17 protein-coding genes and 1 tRNA gene are annotated in these 16,980 nt (G+C 58.3%); 5 read left to right on the forward strand and 13 right to left on the reverse strand.

Annotation, left to right across the window (positions count from 1 at the left end):
* Nucleotide 1 precedes the first annotated feature (1 nt).
* The 4 genes from K3169_RS14555 to K3169_RS14570 all read right to left on the reverse strand — a co-directional run bounded on the left by K3169_RS14555 (nucleotide 2) and on the right by K3169_RS14570 (nucleotide 4,034).
* Complete coding sequence (locus tag K3169_RS14555) at nucleotides 2-760, reverse strand: hypothetical protein (protein WP_263272116.1); 759 nt, start codon at nucleotides 758-760, stop codon at nucleotides 2-4.
* Nucleotides 761-973: 213 nt separating this feature from the next.
* Nucleotides 974-1,059, reverse strand: a tRNA-Leu gene (locus K3169_RS14560).
* 161 nt (nucleotides 1,060-1,220) lie between these two features.
* Entirely contained in the window at nucleotides 1,221-3,776 is a 2,556-nt protein-coding gene (locus K3169_RS14565) for an excinuclease ABC subunit UvrA (RefSeq protein WP_263272118.1), read from the reverse strand.
* A gap of 60 nt (nucleotides 3,777-3,836) precedes the next feature.
* Nucleotides 3,837-4,034, reverse strand: coding sequence for a hypothetical protein (locus tag K3169_RS14570; protein WP_027898564.1), 198 nt, complete (start codon nucleotides 4,032-4,034; stop codon nucleotides 3,837-3,839).
* 428 nt (nucleotides 4,035-4,462) lie between these two features.
* Here K3169_RS14570 and K3169_RS14575 point away from each other — a divergent pair, with 428 nt between their 5' ends.
* A complete protein-coding gene (locus tag K3169_RS14575) occupies nucleotides 4,463-4,852 on the forward strand; it encodes a helix-turn-helix domain-containing protein (protein ID WP_263272120.1) in 390 nt (129 codons plus the stop codon).
* A gap of 54 nt (nucleotides 4,853-4,906) precedes the next feature.
* On the opposite strand, the gene K3169_RS14580 is transcribed toward K3169_RS14575, so the two are convergent.
* The 6 genes from K3169_RS14580 to K3169_RS14605 form a co-directional block, all read right to left on the reverse strand.
* Nucleotides 4,907-5,959, reverse strand: coding sequence for a DNA topoisomerase IB (locus K3169_RS14580; RefSeq protein WP_027898562.1), 1,053 nt, complete (start codon nucleotides 5,957-5,959; stop codon nucleotides 4,907-4,909).
* Between the two features lie 68 nt (nucleotides 5,960-6,027).
* Nucleotides 6,028-7,116, reverse strand: a complete 1,089-nt coding sequence (modC, locus tag K3169_RS14585; RefSeq protein WP_263272123.1) for a molybdenum ABC transporter ATP-binding protein — start codon at nucleotides 7,114-7,116, stop codon at nucleotides 6,028-6,030.
* Between the two features lie 3 nt (nucleotides 7,117-7,119).
* Nucleotides 7,120-7,800, reverse strand: coding sequence for a molybdate ABC transporter permease subunit (gene modB / locus K3169_RS14590; RefSeq protein ID WP_263272125.1), 681 nt, complete (start codon nucleotides 7,798-7,800; stop codon nucleotides 7,120-7,122).
* 1 nt (nucleotide 7,801) lies between these two features.
* A complete protein-coding gene (gene modA / locus K3169_RS14595) occupies nucleotides 7,802-8,506 on the reverse strand; it encodes a molybdate ABC transporter substrate-binding protein (RefSeq protein WP_263272290.1) in 705 nt (234 codons plus the stop codon).
* Nucleotides 8,507-8,671: 165 nt separating this feature from the next.
* Nucleotides 8,672-9,748 carry an NAD(P)H-dependent flavin oxidoreductase gene (locus K3169_RS14600; RefSeq protein ID WP_263272127.1) on the reverse strand — a complete coding sequence of 359 codons (1,077 nt, stop codon included), beginning with the start codon at nucleotides 9,746-9,748 and terminating at the stop codon, nucleotides 8,672-8,674.
* Complete coding sequence (locus K3169_RS14605; protein WP_263272129.1) at nucleotides 9,732-9,887, reverse strand: hypothetical protein; 156 nt, start codon at nucleotides 9,885-9,887, stop codon at nucleotides 9,732-9,734. Before K3169_RS14605 ends, K3169_RS14600 begins: the two co-directional genes overlap by 17 nt.
* Between K3169_RS14605 and K3169_RS14610 the strand changes: the two genes are divergently transcribed.
* Both K3169_RS14610 and K3169_RS14615 read left to right on the forward strand, forming a co-directional pair.
* Nucleotides 9,886-10,518 carry a TetR/AcrR family transcriptional regulator gene (locus K3169_RS14610; protein WP_263272131.1) on the forward strand — a complete coding sequence of 211 codons (633 nt, stop codon included), beginning with the start codon at nucleotides 9,886-9,888 and terminating at the stop codon, nucleotides 10,516-10,518. The genes K3169_RS14605 and K3169_RS14610 overlap by 2 nt on opposite strands.
* A gap of 46 nt (nucleotides 10,519-10,564) precedes the next feature.
* The gene (locus K3169_RS14615) at nucleotides 10,565-11,548 is read left to right on the forward strand and encodes an MDR family oxidoreductase (protein WP_263272132.1); all 984 of its coding nucleotides are present in this window, start codon (nucleotides 10,565-10,567) and stop codon (nucleotides 11,546-11,548) included.
* A 168-nt stretch (nucleotides 11,549-11,716) separates the two neighbouring features.
* Here the strand turns inward: K3169_RS14615 and ada are convergent, their stop codons facing one another.
* The 3 genes from ada to copC all read right to left on the reverse strand — a co-directional run bounded on the left by ada (nucleotide 11,717) and on the right by copC (nucleotide 14,182).
* Nucleotides 11,717-12,829: a bifunctional DNA-binding transcriptional regulator/O6-methylguanine-DNA methyltransferase Ada gene (gene ada / locus K3169_RS14620; RefSeq protein ID WP_263272133.1), complete on the reverse strand. Its 1,113-nt coding sequence runs from the start codon at nucleotides 12,827-12,829 to the stop codon at nucleotides 11,717-11,719.
* An 87-nt stretch (nucleotides 12,830-12,916) separates the two neighbouring features.
* The gene (gene copD, locus K3169_RS14625) at nucleotides 12,917-13,789 is read right to left on the reverse strand and encodes a copper homeostasis membrane protein CopD (RefSeq protein ID WP_263272134.1); all 873 of its coding nucleotides are present in this window, start codon (nucleotides 13,787-13,789) and stop codon (nucleotides 12,917-12,919) included.
* A 3-nt stretch (nucleotides 13,790-13,792) separates the two neighbouring features.
* Nucleotides 13,793-14,182, reverse strand: coding sequence for a copper homeostasis periplasmic binding protein CopC (gene copC, locus K3169_RS14630; protein WP_027898553.1), 390 nt, complete (start codon nucleotides 14,180-14,182; stop codon nucleotides 13,793-13,795).
* A gap of 908 nt (nucleotides 14,183-15,090) precedes the next feature.
* Between copC and K3169_RS14635 the strand changes: the two genes are divergently transcribed.
* Both K3169_RS14635 and K3169_RS14640 read left to right on the forward strand, forming a co-directional pair.
* Nucleotides 15,091-15,483 (forward strand): cupin domain-containing protein, encoded by a 393-nt coding sequence (locus K3169_RS14635; protein ID WP_122398310.1) that lies wholly within the window; start codon nucleotides 15,091-15,093, stop codon nucleotides 15,481-15,483.
* Nucleotides 15,476-16,975: a methionine--tRNA ligase gene (locus K3169_RS14640; protein ID WP_263272135.1), complete on the forward strand. Its 1,500-nt coding sequence runs from the start codon at nucleotides 15,476-15,478 to the stop codon at nucleotides 16,973-16,975. Before K3169_RS14635 ends, K3169_RS14640 begins: the two co-directional genes overlap by 8 nt.
* Nucleotides 16,976-16,980 lie beyond the last annotated feature (5 nt).

Consider the following 16,980-nt stretch of genomic DNA (forward strand, 5'->3'; position numbering starts at 1 on the left):
GTCACGTCTTCTTCAAAGATGTTCTGTGGGCAGCGTTGCTTTGCGGCAGCCCGCTCGGACAGAGCGGATCCTCTATGAAACCCATGCCTTTGCAGGAATGGCAATCCTCGCGGAGTTCGAAGCGGTCGCAGCAACTCGAACACTGCCTAAAAATTGAGAATTGCTCCCGCTCCCACAGCGCGACGTAACGGACCATGTCGCCTTCCTCCAGCGCGATCAGCCCGGCATCAATGATTGATCTGTAGGTGTCAGGATCATCCAAGCGCTTGATCATCTTCCCGTCAACCAACTTCCCTGTCTCTACCAGCGTGAGCTTTTGGACAGTCTCGGTGAAAATGTAGCGATCCGTGAAGACGCCATATTGAGCGTAGGTTCTGGTGATAACGGGCCTGTCTCCCTCTGCTTCGTGGATCTGGGCGAAGAACTCCATAGGTCCCGGCTTCATACCTGGTTCGTGAAGAAATACCCGGTTCCCGCTGAGGCTGCCGGTCTGGAGACCGGCTTCGTCGTAGATGTCATAGTCCGCGGCTGGGTTTCTCCAGGCGGGCGGAGCTTCCTCGATGTGATGACAGAACGCGCCAGTTGCCAGCTCAAGCATTTCGAATCGCTCCATTTCGTCGACGCTTCCCATCTTTAATAAGTTGTCAGCAAACCTCATCAGGTACCGGTAGTTGGTACTGGGGTTGGTCCAGGCGCTGGCGTTCCAGCATGATCGATACCACTCCTCAGTGTGGCTTGGGGGTTTGACGGGTTGCATCATTACTGCTCGTTATACTGTTTGAATATACAGTAATCGAGCGGCGCGATTCCGGACAGGCCCGGGTGACGAGTAGAAGGTTTTGGGGTTTGGTTTTAGTCGGCAGGACGCCGGGATGGGTTTGGAAAATCGAGAATTGCGGCAAGATTCTAGAATTGCGGCAATTTAAACAACAAGGGCCTACGCCAGAAACCAGCGTAAGCCCTTGATCAGAAATGGTGCCCCGAGCCGGGGTCGAACCGGCACGTCCAAAGGACGAGGGATTTTAAGTCCCTTGCGTCTACCAATTTCGCCATCGGGGCGGTAGCGCTGAAGAGCAGGGAATATATACACCCAACCCATCTGAAGCAAGCCCGCAAGATATTGAAATAAGACAAGATCTTGCGTTTCGGGCCGGAAAAACAGGCGGGCCTTGTCTGTTCGTGACCAAGGCCCTTGGTCCGCACGCGATATGCGGATCGAATTAGCCGTTCAGGACTTGCCTCAGGAATGGCGCAGTTTTGCTGGCTGCAACCTTCACAATTTGCTCTGGTGTCCCGGCAGCGACGATCTCGCCTCCCTGATCACCCGCGCCAGGACCGATGTCGATGACCCAGTCACTTTGCGCCACGACGCGCATTTCGTGTTCGACAACCACGACGCTGTTGCCGGCATCCACCAGCAGGTTGAGTTGTTTCAGCAAGCGATCGACGTCGGTGGGATGCAGTCCGGTGGTAGGTTCATCCAGAACGTACAACGTTGCTCCGCGCTGAGTGCGTTGTAGTTCGGTGGCGAGCTTGATGCGTTGCGCTTCGCCGCCCGACAGCTCTGTCGCGGGTTGCCCCAGCCGCAGATAACCCAGGCCGATATCGCGTAGCACGGTCAGAGGCCTTAGTACCGCGGGTTCGTCTTTGAACAGCGCTACCGCGTCATCTACGGTGAGTCGAAGTACTTCGGCGATGTTCAATCCTTGCCAGGTGATGGTCAGGGTTTCAGGGTTGTAGCGTGCACCTTGGCAGGTGGAGCAGGGCGCGTACACGCTGGGCATGAAGAGCAATTCAACACTGACAAAACCTTCGCCTTCACAGACCGGGCATCGGCCTTTGGCGACGTTGAATGAGAACTGACCTGCGTCGTAGCCTTTCTTGCGGGACGCTGGCGTAGCCGCGAACAGCTTGCGCACCTGATCGAAGAGGCCCGTGTAAGTGGCGAGGTTGGAACGTGGGGTTCGGCCGATGGGCTTCTGGTCGACCTTGACGAGTCTGCGAATGGCGTCCAGTCCGCTGGCAACCTTGCCGCTGGCGGATTGCGGAGCGTCATCCTCCAGGCTTGGCGCATCGGTTTCGGTATTTTCAGTAGCATGCCCCAGATGCAAGCCGACCAGTTCCAGCAGCGCATGGCTGACCAGACTGGATTTGCCCGAGCCGGAAATACCCGTGACCGAGGTAAAACAGCCCAGCGGAAATGCAGCGTTGAGGCTGTTCAGGTTATTACGGGTGACGCCTTCGAGCTTCAGCCATTCGGTTGCTTTGCGTCGCTTGGGCTTGCCTGTTTTGTGCTCGGCAAACAGGTGCAACCGGGTTTGCGACTCTTTGACTTTGGCGAGCCCGGCAGGCGGACCGCTGTAGAGAACGCGCCCGCCGTGCTCGCCTGCCGCCGGGCCGACATCGATCAACCAGTCGGCGCGGCGCATGGTTTCCAGATCGTGTTCGACCACAAACAGCGAGTTACCAGCAGCTTTGAGGCGTTGCAGGGCGCTGAATAGCGCTTCGCCGTCAGCGGGGTGCAGCCCGGCAGAGGGTTCGTCCAGCACGTAGATCACGCCGAACAATTGCGAGCCGAGCTGGGTAGCCAGGCGCAGTCGTTGCAGTTCCCCGGACGACAGGGTGGGCGTACTGCGTTCCAGCGCCAGATAGCCAAGACCCAGGTCGGTCAGGGTACTGACTCTCGCCAATAGGTCCTGAGCGATCCGTTGCGCAGCAATGCGTTTCTCGATGGACAGGTCGTCTTCAAGTGGCGCATCGGAGGCAGCCACAGGACGTAGAACCTCAGCCAGTTGCAGCAGAGACATCTGACCCAGTTCACCGATATCGAAGCCAGCGAACTTCACTGACAGCGCTGCCTGCGTCAGGCGCTTGCCGCCACACAGGGCGCACGGGCTGCCGATCATGAATTGGGCGACGCGCTTCTTCATCAGGGCGCTTTGCGAGTGGGTGAAGGTGTGCAGCACGTAGCGACGCGCTCCGGTGAAAGTGCCTTGATAGCTGGGTTCAAGTTTCTGTTTCAGAGCCTTGCGGGTTTCCGCAGGTGTCAGACCACCGTACACCGGCACGGTGGGTTGTTCGTCGGTGAACAGAATCCAGTCACGCTGCTTCTTCGGCAGATCGCGCCATGGAATGTCCACGTCGTAGCCAAGGGTGACGAGAATATCCCGCAGATTCTGGCCCTGCCATGCCGTGGGCCACGAGGCGACGGCTCGCTGGCGAATGGTCAGCGAATCATCGGGGACCATCGATTGCTCAGTCACCTCATAGACCCGACCCAAACCATGACACTGCGGGCACGCGCCCTGGGGCATATTGGGTGAGAAGTCCTCGGCATAGAGCATCGACTGTCCGGCGGGATAACTCCCCGCGCGGGAGTACAGCATGCGGATCAGGCTCGAGAGCGTCGTGACACTGCCCACCGATGAACGGGTGCTTGGCGTGCCGCGTTGCTGTTGCAGGGCTACCGCCGGTGGCAGGCCTTCGATGGAGTCCACATCTGGCACGCCAACCTGATCGATCAGTCTTCTCGCATAAGGCGCGACCGATTCGAAGTAGCGACGCTGTGCCTCGGCATACAGCGTCGAGAACGCCAGCGAAGACTTGCCGGAACCGGAGACGCCGGTGAACACCACCAGCGCATCACGGGGCACATCCACGTCAACGTTTTTCAGGTTGTGCTCACGTGCGCCGCGTACTCGTACGAAACCGTTGTGCTGCTGAGGTGCAGCGACGGAGAGGGTCTTTTTGTCGGGAGGGGTGTGCTGTGAAGTCATCGTCCAGCCTTGTCATTGGATAAAGGCGACGGCACGGCCCACGCCTGTTGCTTGAGTTGATTAATCAGTGTCTTTCGGCGCGTGGGCGTTTGCGCCAGGGACCTTTGGCGCATGCCCCTGATCGTCCTGCTGACCGCCGGTCTGCGCCTGTTCTTCGCGGGTTTCTTCAGTGCGCTCCTGATGGTCAGCAATGTCCGCCGGGTGCTGCTCGGGGTCGTTGAGATTGTTGCCTGGGAGGTCGCGTTTGTCTTGAGGCATTTGGGTCGTCCAGAGTTTGAGGCTAAAGGTCACAGGATTACGATCAGGGAGCGCTGCTGATCGTTCAATCCAATGCATCCATGTGCCGATACATGCGCTTCGTCGGCTGATGATCAATCAGTTCAAACCCGCTGGCCGCTTTCACGGTCCTCCATTTAAGTCGTGCGATGTCACGAACAGGTAGACGATTGATCTGTAGGAGCTGCCGAAGGCTGCGATGGATGGTTTTATCTCAGAGTGTCCGCCTCGCAGCCTTCGGCAGATCCTACAGAAAGTGCATTCAATGCCTTCTTTTTGATAGGGCGTTTCGGTGAATCACGTAGGAATGGTCCTACGGTCTCCAGGCCTATTGTGTGGGTTTTGAGATTGGCTGTTTAATCCGTTTTTTCCTGACCCACTCACGAGCTTGACAGGGAGCAAGCAGATCCATGATCGAAATCGGTAGAAGACTAAGGCAGGAGCGCAAGCGTCTGGGGCTGTCCCAGAAAGCAATGGGCGAGCTGGGTGGGGTCGCCGCCAATGCGCAGGGCAAGTATGAAAGCGGAGAGCGTGCGCCCAGAGCCGACTATCTCGCTGCCCTGGCAGCGGCGGGAGTAGACGTTTTGTTCGTGCTCACCAGCCGTCGCTCAGCGCGTGTCCAGATTGACAGCGCATTCAGTAAAGTTGAATCCGCGCCCATCAATTCTGAGTTGCTGCTGGTCGAAATCCAGCAAGCGGTGCGGCACTTTGTGTCGACTATAGAGGAGCTATCCAGCAGCCCGGTTGCCATCAGCCCTGAAGGAAGCGTCGGCGACCCGAATGTCGAGGAAGAAAAGTAGCACGCTACTGAGTTTGTTCATTCAATAGCGTGAGAGGCAGCAGGCACTGACGGGTCAGGCGCTGCCTGAGGATTCCGCCAGCACTTTTTCCGCGAGGCTCTGGAGATAAATGGCCAGCGCTACCTCTTCATGGCGCAAGCCTTTACGTTGTCGGGACTTCGGTATCAGCGCAAGCTCTCCCAGCAAAAAGCCTTCCAGCACAGCAGGATGGATGTAGCACTTGCGGCAGACAGCCGGGGTATTGCCCAGTTGCCTGGCGACCTGCTTCACCATATCGACAATGTGTTTTTTTGCGTCGGCCTCCGGTTCCCAGTGCAGTTTGCGTAGGGTGGCGAGTGCCAGCGCGCTGCCTGCCCAGGTTCGGTAGTCCTTCGCTGTGAAATCCGAGCCCGTGAGCTTTTGCAGGTACGCGTTGATATCTGAAGAACTCACGGTATGGCGCTCGCCGTTGTCATCCAGGTACTGGAACAGGTTCTGGCCGGGCAATTCCATGCAGCGTTTGATGACCTTGGCCAGGCGTCGGTCAGTCACATTGATCTGGTGTTCGACGCCGCTTTTGCCGCGAAACTGGAACAGGATGTCGTTGCCATGTACTTCGACGTGCTTGTTGCGCAGCGTGGTCAAGCCGTAGGAACGGTTATCCCGCGCGTACTGGCTGTTACCGATACGGATCAGCGTGGCATCAAGCAACGAGACAACCGTGGCCATGACCTTGTCCCGGCCAATCCCGGGTTCGGCGAGCTGCGCTTCGATCTTCTTGCGGACCTTGGGCAAGGCCAGACCGAATTCGATCATGCGTGAGTATTTGTTCTCATCGCGAACTTCACGCCACCGTGCGTGATAGCGGTATTGCTTGCGTCCGCGCGCGTCGCGACCCGTGGCCTGCAAGTGCCCGCGCGGATCGGGACAAATCCATACATCGGTATAAGCCGGGGGGATGACCAGTGCGTTGATTCGTTTGATTTCCGCTTCGTCACGAATCCGTTGGCCGTCTTTGTCGAAGTAAACGAACTTGCCCCGCAGGATCTTTCGGCTGAAACCCGCCTGGGTATCCTCAACGTAATGCAGGTCCGGCGGCAGTTGGTCGATAACGGTCGAGTCAGGCATGGGTTCAATCCACAGGGCAGGTAATTGGATTGACCGCGCTGTTTCTCAAGGGTGCCCAGTATTTACGCTCAGGCCAGCACCGCTACCGATTTGATCTGCGCCCAGAGCTGTCGCCCCGGCACGAGCTGCAACTGATCGCGGGAATAACGGGTGATACGTGCCAGCAACGGCGTACCGGCTGCGTCGAGACGGACCAGCACATGCGCGGCATTGTCTGCGGGAATCTCGCTGACAACCGTGACCGGCAAGCGATTGAGAATGCTGCTTTGGTGGCCGGGTTCCAGACTGAGGCTGATGTCCCGGGCTTGAACCTTGAAGCGCAGCGCTTTGCCTGATGGCAGTGGTGTATGGGCAAGACGCATTTGCAGATCGCTGTGGGGCAGGGCGACGCTGAGTAATTGATACTCGGCATTGTGGGCAATCACCGTGCCTTCAATCACCACGCCCGCGTCGTCGCCCATGGCCATGGGCAGATCCAGCCGCGCCAGGGTTTCACCAATCGGGCCGCTGGCCAATGCCTTGCCGTCGCTCATCAGCACCAGATGATCAGCCAGCCGCGCCACTTCGTCCTGCGAGTGGCTGACGTAGAGCATGGGAATGTCCAGCTCATCGTGCAGGCGTTCCAGATAAGGCAGGATTTCGCTTTTGCGCTTGCTGTCCAGGGCTGCCAGCGGCTCATCGAGCAGCAGCAGGCGCGGGCTGGTCAGCAGCGCCCGGGCGATACCGATCCGTTGCCGTTCACCACCGGAGAGTTTGTCGGGGCGTCGTTCGAGCAAGTGCTCGATGCCCAGCAACTGCGTCGCGTGCTGCAGATCCACATGACGCTGATCGGCGGGAATGCGCCGCAGGCCAAACTCCAGATTGCCGCGCACGGACAAATGCGGGAACAGGCTGGCTTCCTGAAAGACATAGCCCAGGGCGCGTTTGTGTGGCGGGACGAACAGACCGTTGGCCGTGTCCTGCCAGACTTCGTCATTGATCCGGATAAGCCCGGACTCGGGCTTCTCCAGACCGGCGATACAACGCAGGCAGGTGGTCTTGCCGGAACCTGAGTGCCCGTAAAGCGCTGTCACGCCGCGGCCGGGTAAAACCAGGTCGACGTCCACGCTGAATTCCGGGTACCTCACCTGCAGACGGACCTGAATCTCTGCACTCATGAATCAGCTCCAGGCCGTTTTGGTCTTGCCGCTGGAATAGAGCGCCAGAAGAACCAGGAATGAGAACACCACCATTGAGCCAGCGAGCCAGTGGGCTTGCAGGTACTCCATGGACTCTACGTGATCGAAAATCTGCACTGACACGACGCGGGTTTTCTCGGGGATATTGCCGCCGATCATCAGTACCACGCCAAATTCACCCACGGTATGCGCGAAGCCAAGAATCGCACCGGTAATAAAACCGGGTTTTGCCAAGGGCAATACGACGCTGAAGAAGGTGTCCCAGGGATTGGCTCGCAAGGTTGCCGCCACTTCAAGCGGACGCGCGCCGATAGCAGCAAAAGCGTTGTGCAGCGGCTGTACTACGAAGGGCATGGAGTACAGCACCGAACCGATGACCAGACCAGGAAAGCTGAACGTCAGGGTTCCCAGGCCCAGGCTTTGAGTCAACTGACCGACAGTACCGTTGGGGCCGAGCAGCAACAGCAGGTAAAACCCGATCACCGTCGGCGGCAGCACCAGAGGCAGGGCGACAATGGCGCCGACAGGGCCTTTGAGCCACGAGCGAGTGTGTGCCAGCCACAGAGCGATGGGCGTGCCGATCACCAGAAGAATCAAGGTGGTCAGCGACGCCAGTTTCAGGGTCAACCAGATTGCAGCAAAGTCGGTACTGTCGAGGGGCATCTTACAGTTGGTATCCGAAGGACTTGATCACGGCAGCCGCTTTAGGACCCTTCAGGTATTCAACCAGCGCCTTGGCAGCGGCGTTGTCTTTGCCTTTGTTAAGGATCACGGCATCCTGTTTGATCGGATCGTGCAGCTCGGCCGGTACGATCCACGCCGAACCGCCGGTCACTTTACCGTCTTTGTAGATCTGTGACAGGGCCACGAAACCCAGCTCGGCGTTGCCGGTGGAAACGAATTGATAGGCCTGAGTGATGCTTTGGCCTTCAACGATTTTCGGTTTGGTTGCGTCAGTCAGGCCCAGTTTGGCCAGTACCTGGGTAGCGGCAAGGCCGTAAGGTGCGGCTTTCGGGTTGGCGATGGACAGATGCTGATATTGATTTTTCTTGAGGACGTCGCCTTTGGCGTCCACGTAGCCTTCCTTCGCGGACCACAAGGCAAGGGTGCCAACGGCGTAGGTGAAGCGTGAGCCTTTGACGATATCGCCTTCATTTTCCAGCTTGGCCGGGGTGCTGTCGTCGGCGGAGAGGAAAACTTCGAACGGCGCGCCGTTCTTGATCTGGGTGTAGATCTGCCCGGTGGAGCCGAATGACGCCACCAGCTTATGTCCGGTGTCAGCCTCGAAATCCTTGGCGATGGCCTGAATTGGCGCGGTGAAGTTCGCGGCAACCGCGACCTGGACTTCGTCAGCGAAGGCGGAGCCCATCGCCAGTGCGGCAATGACACTCGTCAGGGATTTGAAGGTGAGGCTTTTGTGAAACGTGCGCATTGAACAGCTCCATGGCGTAGTCGGTATCCGAACGACCTCAATGTCGGGGCGTTCGCTATATAACGGAATATATAGCGAGGTCAGACCCCATGGAAGCTAAGTTTATGAATGGGTCAGTTTTTCCAGCGCCCGATTGGCAATCATGCGGGTCAAATCTTCGGCACCCTGCTCATGCTTGATCCCGACCGCCTGGCCAGCCCAGAGATTCATGAAATCGCCATTGCCCTGCGGTTCAGCAATCGCTCGCAACGGCATTAGCGCACCTCCGGCCAGAGGAAAAGCCGGTGCCAAAGGGCTCATCGGGCCCAGTTCCGACATGATCCGATTGACAATGCCCCGCGCCGGGCGGCCGGTAAAAATATTGGTCAGTGCGGTCTGGCTTTCGTCAGCGGTCCGCAGCGCCTGGTAGTGAGGCTTGCTGACTTTGGCCTCCGCGCAGAACAGGTAGGCCGTACCGACCTGTACTGCTGACGCGCCCAACATGAAGGCGGCTGCGACTCCACGGCCGTCAGCGATTCCCCCGGCGGCAATCACCGGCACGCTGACTGCGTCGACGATCTGCGGTACCAGGGCCATGGTCCCCACCTGTGTGTCCAGTTCAGTGCTGAGGAACATCCCGCGGTGCCCGCCAGCCTCGTAGCCCATGGCAATGATCGCGTCGCAGCCGTGGCTCTCCAGCCAGACGGCTTCGGCGACGGTGGTGGCGCACGCAATGACCTTGGCTCCGGTGGCCTTGACCCGCAAAAGCAAGGCGGTTTCGGGCAGGCCGAAGTGAAAACTGACCACTTCAGGTTTCAATGCTTCGACCAGCTCACAACTGACAGCATCGAAAGGTGCTCGGCTGGAGACAGGTGGCGGTGCGTCATAATCTGCGCCGAGCTCCTGATAGTAAGGCTGCAGCGCTTCCTTCCAGCGTACGTGGCTTTGCGGGTCATCCTGCGGTGGCTGGTGGCAGAAGAAATTGAGGTTCAGCGGGGCAGTGCTGTGCTGACGGATGAGGGCCACTTCATCGCGAATCTGCTGCGGGCCCAGCATCGCACAGGCAAGGGAGGCCAGGCCGCCCGCGTTGCCTACCGCAATGGCTAGTGCCGAACCGCCAGCACCCGCCATGGGCCCAAGAAGAATCGGCAGTTGAATGCCAAACAGGTCGAGGATACGGGTATCAGGCCAGGCGCTCATAGACGGCTCCATGCGATGTGGTTGAAGGGCTTTTTGAATAGTTGTTCGAGGCGCTATTGAGCGTCGGCGCGGGGCGTTTGGCAACCACCGGGGTAAGCGTATTGACATAAAAGACGATCGGTCTAATATTGCGCATCATGAATGCACCTGAATTGAAACGCCGTCCAGGCCGCCCGCCCAAGGTCGACAGAGAGAACTTCGAGACCCGTGAAGCGCTGATTCGCTGCGGCACCGAAGTGCTCACCGAACAGGGCTTCACGGCCACTGGCATCGACTACATCCTCAAGCGGGTTGGCGTGCCCAAGGGCTCGTTCTATCACTACTTTCCCAGCAAAGAAGCCTTCGGCCATGCGGTGCTGAACAACTACGCCGGTTACTTCTCGCAAAGGCTTGATCGCTGGCTGCTGGATGAAACCCTGACTCCACTTGAGCGTCTGGTCGGCTTCGTGCAAAACGCCAAGACCGGCATGGCCCGTCATGAATATCGCCGCGGCTGTCTGGTGGGCAACCTGGGGCAGGAAGTCTGTCTGTTGCCGGAAGGCTTCCGGGACATCCTGGAAGGCATCTTTCTCGACTGGCAAGCGCGCTTGAGTGCCTGTTTCCGGGCTGCTCAAGCCCATGGCGAACTGGCTCGCGGTGCAGATTGCGATGAGCTGGCGGCATTCTTCTGGATTGGTTGGGAAGGTGCGGTGTTGCGGGCGCGTCTGGTTGCCAGCGATGCGCCACTCAACACCTTCATCACGGGGTTTCTGCGCGGGCTACCGCAATGAACCTTTTTGGCTATTAAAAGACGATCGGTCTAAATTGGAGGCACCCATGTTCAAAGGCATCCTCATCGAAAAAGACGACAACGGCTATCGTTCAAGGCTGGCTGAGTTGAGCGAGGATTCGCTGCCCGAAGGCGACGTGACAGTGGACGTCGCCTACAGCACGCTCAACTACAAAGACGGGCTGGCAATTACCGGTGATGGGCCAATTGTGCGCAGTTTTCCGATGGTGCCGGGTGTCGATCTGGCTGGCACCGTCACTGCCAGCAGTGACCCTGATTTTGCGGTGGGCGACCAAGTGGTGCTCAACGGCTGGGGAGTCGGTGAAGGGCATTGGGGCGGGCTGGCGCAGAAAACCCGCTTACAGGGCAAATGGCTGATTAAACTGCCCGACACGTTCAGTGCTGCACAAGCCATGGCCATCGGCACCGCAGGTTACACGGCAATGCTCGCAGTGATGGCGTTGGAGAGTAACGGCGTAACCCCTGACAAGGGTGATGTGCTGGTCACTGGGGCCAACGGCGGCGTGGGCAGCTTTGCCGTAGCGATCCTGTCCCGGCTGGGGTATCGGGTGGTGGCATCCACCGGGCGTCTGAATGAAACCGCTTACCTTGAACAATTGGGTGCGGCTGAGGTGATCGATCGCAAGACCCTGTCCGGGCCGGGTCGTCCGTTGAGCAAGGAGCGTTGGGCAGGCGCCATTGATTCGATCGGCAGCCACACCCTTGCCAATATCTGCGCCGCTACGCGCTATCGCGGCACCGTCGCTGCGTGCGGACTGGCCCAGGGTATGGACTTTCCAGCGTCTGTGGCGCCATTCATTCTGCGCGGCATCACCCTCGCGGGCATCGACAGCGTCACCCGTCCTCGTGCCGACCGGATCGCCGCGTGGGAGAGGCTGGCAACCGACCTGGATCTATCGTTGCTGCCACTGATCAGTCGTGAAATCGGCTTGAGCGAGGTTGTCGATATTGCGCCGAAGCTATTGGCGGGTGAGGTCAGGGGCAGGGTGGTAGTGGATGTGAACCGGTAGGAGGTGTCCCCGAGCGCTGTCGTGCAGCAAATATGCCCCCCTGTAGGAGTGAGCTTGCTCGCGATAGCGTCAGGCGGGCGGTAATTTCTCAACGGGTCTACCGCTATCGCGAGCAAGCTCACTCCTACAGGGGCCGGTGTTTGGAGCGCAATAGCGGTGTCCTGCGGATTACTGGCTTTCTTTGAGCGACAGCGCAACGCCGGGCTCTCGTGCCAGTTCAACCTCCCGATCCAGCAACTGCTGCTTGCGCTCAACGCCCCATCGATACCCTGAAAGACTGCCGTCGCTGCGCACCACTCGATGGCAGGGAATGGCCACTGCCAGTTGGTTGGCACCGCAGGCCATGGCCACTGCACGGAAGGATTTCGGGGCGCCGATGCGCTGAGCGATTTGCGCATAACTGGCGGTGCTGCCAGGCGGAATGTCTTTGAGCGCCAGCCACACCCGCTGTTGAAACGCCGTGCCCCGCATGTCCAGCGGAAGGTCCAGACCCAGGTTCGGCGATTCGATAAAGCCCACCACGTTGGCGATCATCTGCTCGAAGTCATCGTCCGCACCGACCAATGTGGCCTGGCGAAATTGATCCTGAAAGTCCCGCACTAAAACTTCCGGATCATCGCCAAGCAGAATGGCGCAAACGCCGCGCTGACTTTGAGCCACCAGAATCGAGCCTAATGAGCACTCACCGATGGCGAAGCGAATCTCTGTGTCGTTACCGCCCTGACGATACTGGGCCGGTTTCATGCCGAGCAGCGCATCCGATGCAGCGTAAAAACGGCTGCTGGAGTTGAAACCTGCATCGTACAGCGCGTCGGTGATCGAGCCGCCCGAGCTCAGTTGCTGGCGTATCCTTTTTGCTCGATGCGCATCGGCGTAAGCCTTGGGTGTCAGGCCGGTGACGGTTTTGAACACCCTGTGGAAGTGGTACGGACTTAGCCCCGCATCCTGCGCCAGCGCTTTGAGGCTGGGGGCCGACTCAGCCTGTTCAATGCAGCGACAGGCGCTGGCCACCAGGGCAGCATGCTGTTGAGCAACGTGGCTTTGGTCGGCTGCTATGCGTTTGCTGGGCCGATAACCGGCCGCTTCCGCCTGCTCCGGGTTATCAAAAAACACCACATTGTCCGGGTTGGGCAGCCGCGACAGGCTGCTCGGGCGGCAATACACGCCGGTTGTCCGCACCCCATAGACAAACTGCCCGTCAGCCGACGCATCCCGGGCCAGCACTGAGAGCCAGCGCGGATCATTTTCAGTGGCCGAAGAGGACGATCTGTTGCGAGTCATGAGCCGATACCTTGCACCGATACAATGAGTTCCAGCTTATGCAGTGGCCGAAGAGACTGCACCCCGAGTCTTGCGGTCAAACTCGACCTATTCGGCAAGCATCGGCGGCAATGTTCCCAGCAGTGACACTGCCGCCAGTGCAGCCATGCCAAACAGGCATTCGACCATGATGCTCACTCGCACGATGTCGAGGCGTAACTCGTGACGACTGAGCATCAACCTGTTGAACAGGGCCAGCGCCAACATGCACAACACCATGCTCACTTTGACGGCGAGCACCAGACCGAAGCCGGAAAAAGCCGGTGCAGGCCATGGTGCGCCACTCATGACGCGGACGTTGATCAGCCCGGTCACGATGATCAGCGCCACCATGAAGTACCCAAACCCGCCAAAACGTAGCAGGACGGCCCGCATATCAATATCTGCGTGGCGGCCCGGCACCAGTAGCGACATCAGCAACAGGCAAAGACCACCCAGCCAGGCGCCGACCGCGAGCAGGTGAACGAACTGATTAAGGATCAACATCCCGCCGTAGAACCCGTCGAACATTGCCACATGCCCAACGGGGGCCAAGGTAGCCAGAAGCAGGATCGCGAGTAGCAGGCGCAATGAGGGAGGCGGGCTACCCGGCTTGAGCAGCAGCGCCAGCAACACCAGATTCAGAGCCATATGCCAGGTCCAGAACTTGCCGAATGATGTGTGGCTCAGCACCAGCAGTAGGGTCTGTGGGTCAACGCTCTGCGCCCAACTGCCTGCCATGCTCGCGGCGGTCAGCATCAACCAGGCAATGGCGCTGATCAGTGCTGACCCGGCAAGCCAGCGCATCACCCGATTGGGCAGCAGATGTTTACCGCGCGCGAGTCGTGAGCGCAGCAACAGGTCGTGGGACAGGTACATTCCAAACAGCGTCAACAGCACCCAGAAGTGCACAAAACGACACAGGATGAGTGCGGTCTGCATGGATCAGGGGCTGACAGTAAAACTGTAGCTGCCTTCGCTTTTGTGGGTATCAACCGAGACGGCGTGCCATTCAACCTTGTAGTCGCCCGCAGCCAAAGGTGCTGCGGGTGTCACGATCAGGGTTTTCTTGTCCGCCGGATCGGTTGCGATAGCCGGAACTGGCTCAACCATGTTTTTTCCGCTTTTCGCGGTTGAGGTGATGGTGACCTTGGTGAATTTCTCTTCGACACCTTCCGAGAATTGCAGGCGCAGCTCTTTTGGGCTGGTGACAGTGCTTTTAGCCGCGGGCAGTTGACTCTCAAGATGCGCGTGAGCGGAAGCGTTTGCAGCCACGGTCAGGGACGCGAGAACGGTAAAGGTCGTGAGGATGTGCTTGAAGCGTTGGGCAGACATCAAAAATTACCTGTATGCGGAAGCTGAATGTGCGCTTTGAATCGGCAGTCGATGGGCTAATAGACCAGAAACTGCCGTGCGACTCCAGTGCTGAGCACCACATCAGGGCAAAACCCAAAAAAAAGCCACCGCACAAAAAGTGAGGTGGCTGAAAGTCTTAACCAAAGGAGTGATGAAGCGGGAGCATCAATCTGGCGCTTTCTGATGCGGAGTCAGAAAACGATTGAAACATGTTCTTCATCGCCGCCAACACTAACACCGGCCGGAAGATTTGGACTATTACGAAAGTTGATAGTGACTATTATCGGTTTTGCATGATGGCTCTTCGGCGTGATTTATTGCAGTTTCGATTATTTAAGAGTAACTGTTCGATGAAATTCTTTCATGTCAATAACGCGGTTTTTCGTTGTATTTCGTGGTGTTTCTAAATGGGTAGTCCTGCCGCCACATAAAAGTCGTACGTGCCCAGTCATTATATGTTGTTGAGAAGGCGTCGCTCCCCGAAGCAACTGAGACCTGTAGGTGCTTGTGCGCTCTCATCAAACTTAAGATAACTAACTTGATTTAAATGCGTTTTCTGTTGGAGCGAGGCTTGCCCGCGAACCAGTCGACTCGTTAGCCAGGCGCACCGCGTTAACGTTCTTCGCGGGCAAGCCTCGCTCCAACAGATCCCGTGTTTGCTACGAAAAAACCGGGACTGCTCCCGCAGAAAAGCTTTCTGATAGATGCATTGGTTTATAAAAGCTAACCCATGTAGATAACGATAAAAACCTCGCTCGAAGCGCGACCCTGCCGCCCTGAAAATCTAAAAATTCGATACGCAGCTGTTGTTATATCAATGGATCCGATAGCCACTTTTCGTCGTCGATAGCATGCTCCTGGCCATCAATTAGCCACGGAGGCTGAACATGCAGAAGTTCGAAATACTTCGACAAACCCGCTTCGATAATCTCGTCCATGAGTACGGCCTGGATGGCAGTCGTTTACTGCCATGGGAGGGCTATCCCATGCCGTTCGCCGGGGGCTGGTGCGTGGTCCGGCCCGGAACAAGTAGTGAAGCGCATACCCAGATCGATCAGGAAATCTTCATCGCCATCAAAGGCCGTTCGCGACTGATCGTGGGCGAGCGTGAGCTGGAGTTCGGCGTGGGCGATATCGCGGCGATTCCGAAACACACCAATCACTACATCATCAATGACTCGCAAGAGGACTTTCACTTCTACGTGGTCTGGTGGGACATGAACTACGTCAATGACTTCGTCGCGCAGCACAGCGAAACCACGGGGTGCCTGAATGACTAGGTTCGTTGTCACCATCACGCCGCCGACACCCAATGGGGACCTGCACATCGGGCACATCGCCGGGCCTTTTCTCGGGGCGGATGTGTTCACCCGGGTCCAGCGCCAAAAGGGTCACGATTGCGTACTGGTTTCCTACTCCGACGATTACCAGTCGTACATGCTGCGCAAAGGGCTGGAGCAGGGCGTGGATCCGGTGGAACTGGCCGGCCGCAATTCCGACCGGATTGAAGCGTCGCTGGCGGCGATCAATATCAGACCCGACAACTGGATGCGGCCCCACGGTAACGCGTTCTTCGCTGATGCGGTGCGAGAGGTTTTTGACAAGGCCCGTGAGGCGGGTGTTATCGAATTTCGTAACTCCAGCGAAGCGTACTGCCCGGATTGTGACGTCTGGGGCTATGAAGCATTCGCTCGTGGTATGTGTAACTACTGCGGTGCCGAGTCCGATGCCAGCCAGTGTGAAAACTGCGCTCAGGCTCCCGACTCCGAACTGATGACCGGACTGCGTTGCAAGCTCTGCAGTGAGCCGGTTCAGTGGCGCAACAGCCATCGGGCATTCCTCAAGCTGGCGCAGTTCAAGCCCGCGTTACGCGACAGCCTGCTCAATCGCAAATGGCGCAAACCGCTGGACAGCTGGCTGCCCGAGACGCTCGAACATCTGCACGACTGGGGCGTGACACGACCCGGCGACGCGGGGCTGGATCTGGCCGAAGGTGATTCGTGCCGGGTACACACCTGGTTTATGGGGCTGGCCGGTTACATGGCCGCGTTCCGCGAACATGCCGCTCAGACAGCCGAACCTCAACTGTTCCAGCAGTACTGGCAATCGGGGCAGGGCACGCTGGTGCATTTTCTCGGTTTCGACTGTGTGTTCAGCCACGCGGTGGTCTACCCGGCCTTATTGTCGGTGCTGGACGATCTGCAAATCCGCCAACATTTCATGCCCAACCAGTTCCTCAAGCTTGATGGCCTGAATCTATCCACCAGCCGCAACCATGCGATCTGGGTAGCCGATCTGGCACGGCAGGCCTGTGCCGACAGCGCCCGGCTGTATCTGGCGAGCATTGCGCCGGAGGAATGCGAAGGCGATTTCCGTCTGCAGCATTTCCTGCTCTGGCGCGAAGCTCTGTTTGGCGATTTTTTCCCTGCTTTGCTTGAGACAGGTGCGCAGCAACGCGGCAGTTGGTGGAGCGGCATGTGTGGACCTGACGCCGGATTGCTCGAAGCGCTGCGGCTGCAATGGATCAAGGCCACCCAGCCGGAACAGTTCTCCATGAAAACCATGGCGAGCGTGCTCCTCGACGTTATTGCCATCGCCCGTATCCGTCTGGGCGAAGGGCGCCCGGTCAGCCACTTCGCGGCGTTCATCGCGGTCACCGGTGAGGCGCTGATCCCCGACACCGCAGCACGCATCGTCGAGTCATTCGAGCTGCCACTGGACAGGGTCAGCGCAACGATTCTCACCGGCTCGGCCGCTGAATACTGCATTTGAACGGA

Source organism: Pseudomonas phytophila, from assembly GCF_025643095.1.
In the GTDB taxonomy this organism is placed as follows: domain Bacteria; phylum Pseudomonadota; class Gammaproteobacteria; order Pseudomonadales; family Pseudomonadaceae; genus Aquipseudomonas; species Aquipseudomonas quasicaspiana.

Bases quoted from the DNA above. Each gene is read 5' to 3' on its own strand.
- K3169_RS14605 (WP_263272129.1), bottom strand. From the start codon at position 9,887: ATGATGCGCAATATTAGACCGATCGTCTTTTATGTCAATACGCTTACC.
- K3169_RS14610 (WP_263272131.1), top strand. From the start codon at position 9,886: ATGAATGCACCTGAATTGAAACGCCGTCCAGGCCGCCCGCCCAAGGTC.
- K3169_RS14580 (WP_027898562.1), bottom strand. From the start codon at position 5,959: ATGCCTGACTCGACCGTTATCGACCAACTGCCGCCGGACCTGCATTAC.
- copD (WP_263272134.1), bottom strand. From the start codon at position 13,789: ATGCAGACCGCACTCATCCTGTGTCGTTTTGTGCACTTCTGGGTGCTG.
- copC (WP_027898553.1), bottom strand. From the start codon at position 14,182: ATGTCTGCCCAACGCTTCAAGCACATCCTCACGACCTTTACCGTTCTC.
- ada (WP_263272133.1), bottom strand. From the start codon at position 12,829: ATGACTCGCAACAGATCGTCCTCTTCGGCCACTGAAAATGATCCGCGC.
- K3169_RS14565 (WP_263272118.1), bottom strand. From the start codon at position 3,776: ATGACTTCACAGCACACCCCTCCCGACAAAAAGACCCTCTCCGTCGCT.
- K3169_RS14640 (WP_263272135.1), top strand. From the start codon at position 15,476: ATGACTAGGTTCGTTGTCACCATCACGCCGCCGACACCCAATGGGGAC.
- K3169_RS14635 (WP_122398310.1), top strand. From the start codon at position 15,091: ATGCAGAAGTTCGAAATACTTCGACAAACCCGCTTCGATAATCTCGTC.
- K3169_RS14600 (WP_263272127.1), bottom strand. From the start codon at position 9,748: ATGAGCGCCTGGCCTGATACCCGTATCCTCGACCTGTTTGGCATTCAA.
- modC (WP_263272123.1), bottom strand. From the start codon at position 7,116: ATGAGTGCAGAGATTCAGGTCCGTCTGCAGGTGAGGTACCCGGAATTC.
- K3169_RS14570 (WP_027898564.1), bottom strand. From the start codon at position 4,034: ATGCCTCAAGACAAACGCGACCTCCCAGGCAACAATCTCAACGACCCC.
- K3169_RS14555 (WP_263272116.1), bottom strand. From the start codon at position 760: ATGATGCAACCCGTCAAACCCCCAAGCCACACTGAGGAGTGGTATCGA.
- K3169_RS14575 (WP_263272120.1), top strand. From the start codon at position 4,463: ATGATCGAAATCGGTAGAAGACTAAGGCAGGAGCGCAAGCGTCTGGGG.
- K3169_RS14615 (WP_263272132.1), top strand. From the start codon at position 10,565: ATGTTCAAAGGCATCCTCATCGAAAAAGACGACAACGGCTATCGTTCA.
- modB (WP_263272125.1), bottom strand. From the start codon at position 7,800: ATGCCCCTCGACAGTACCGACTTTGCTGCAATCTGGTTGACCCTGAAA.
- modA (WP_263272290.1), bottom strand. From the start codon at position 8,506: ATGGGCTCCGCCTTCGCTGACGAAGTCCAGGTCGCGGTTGCCGCGAAC.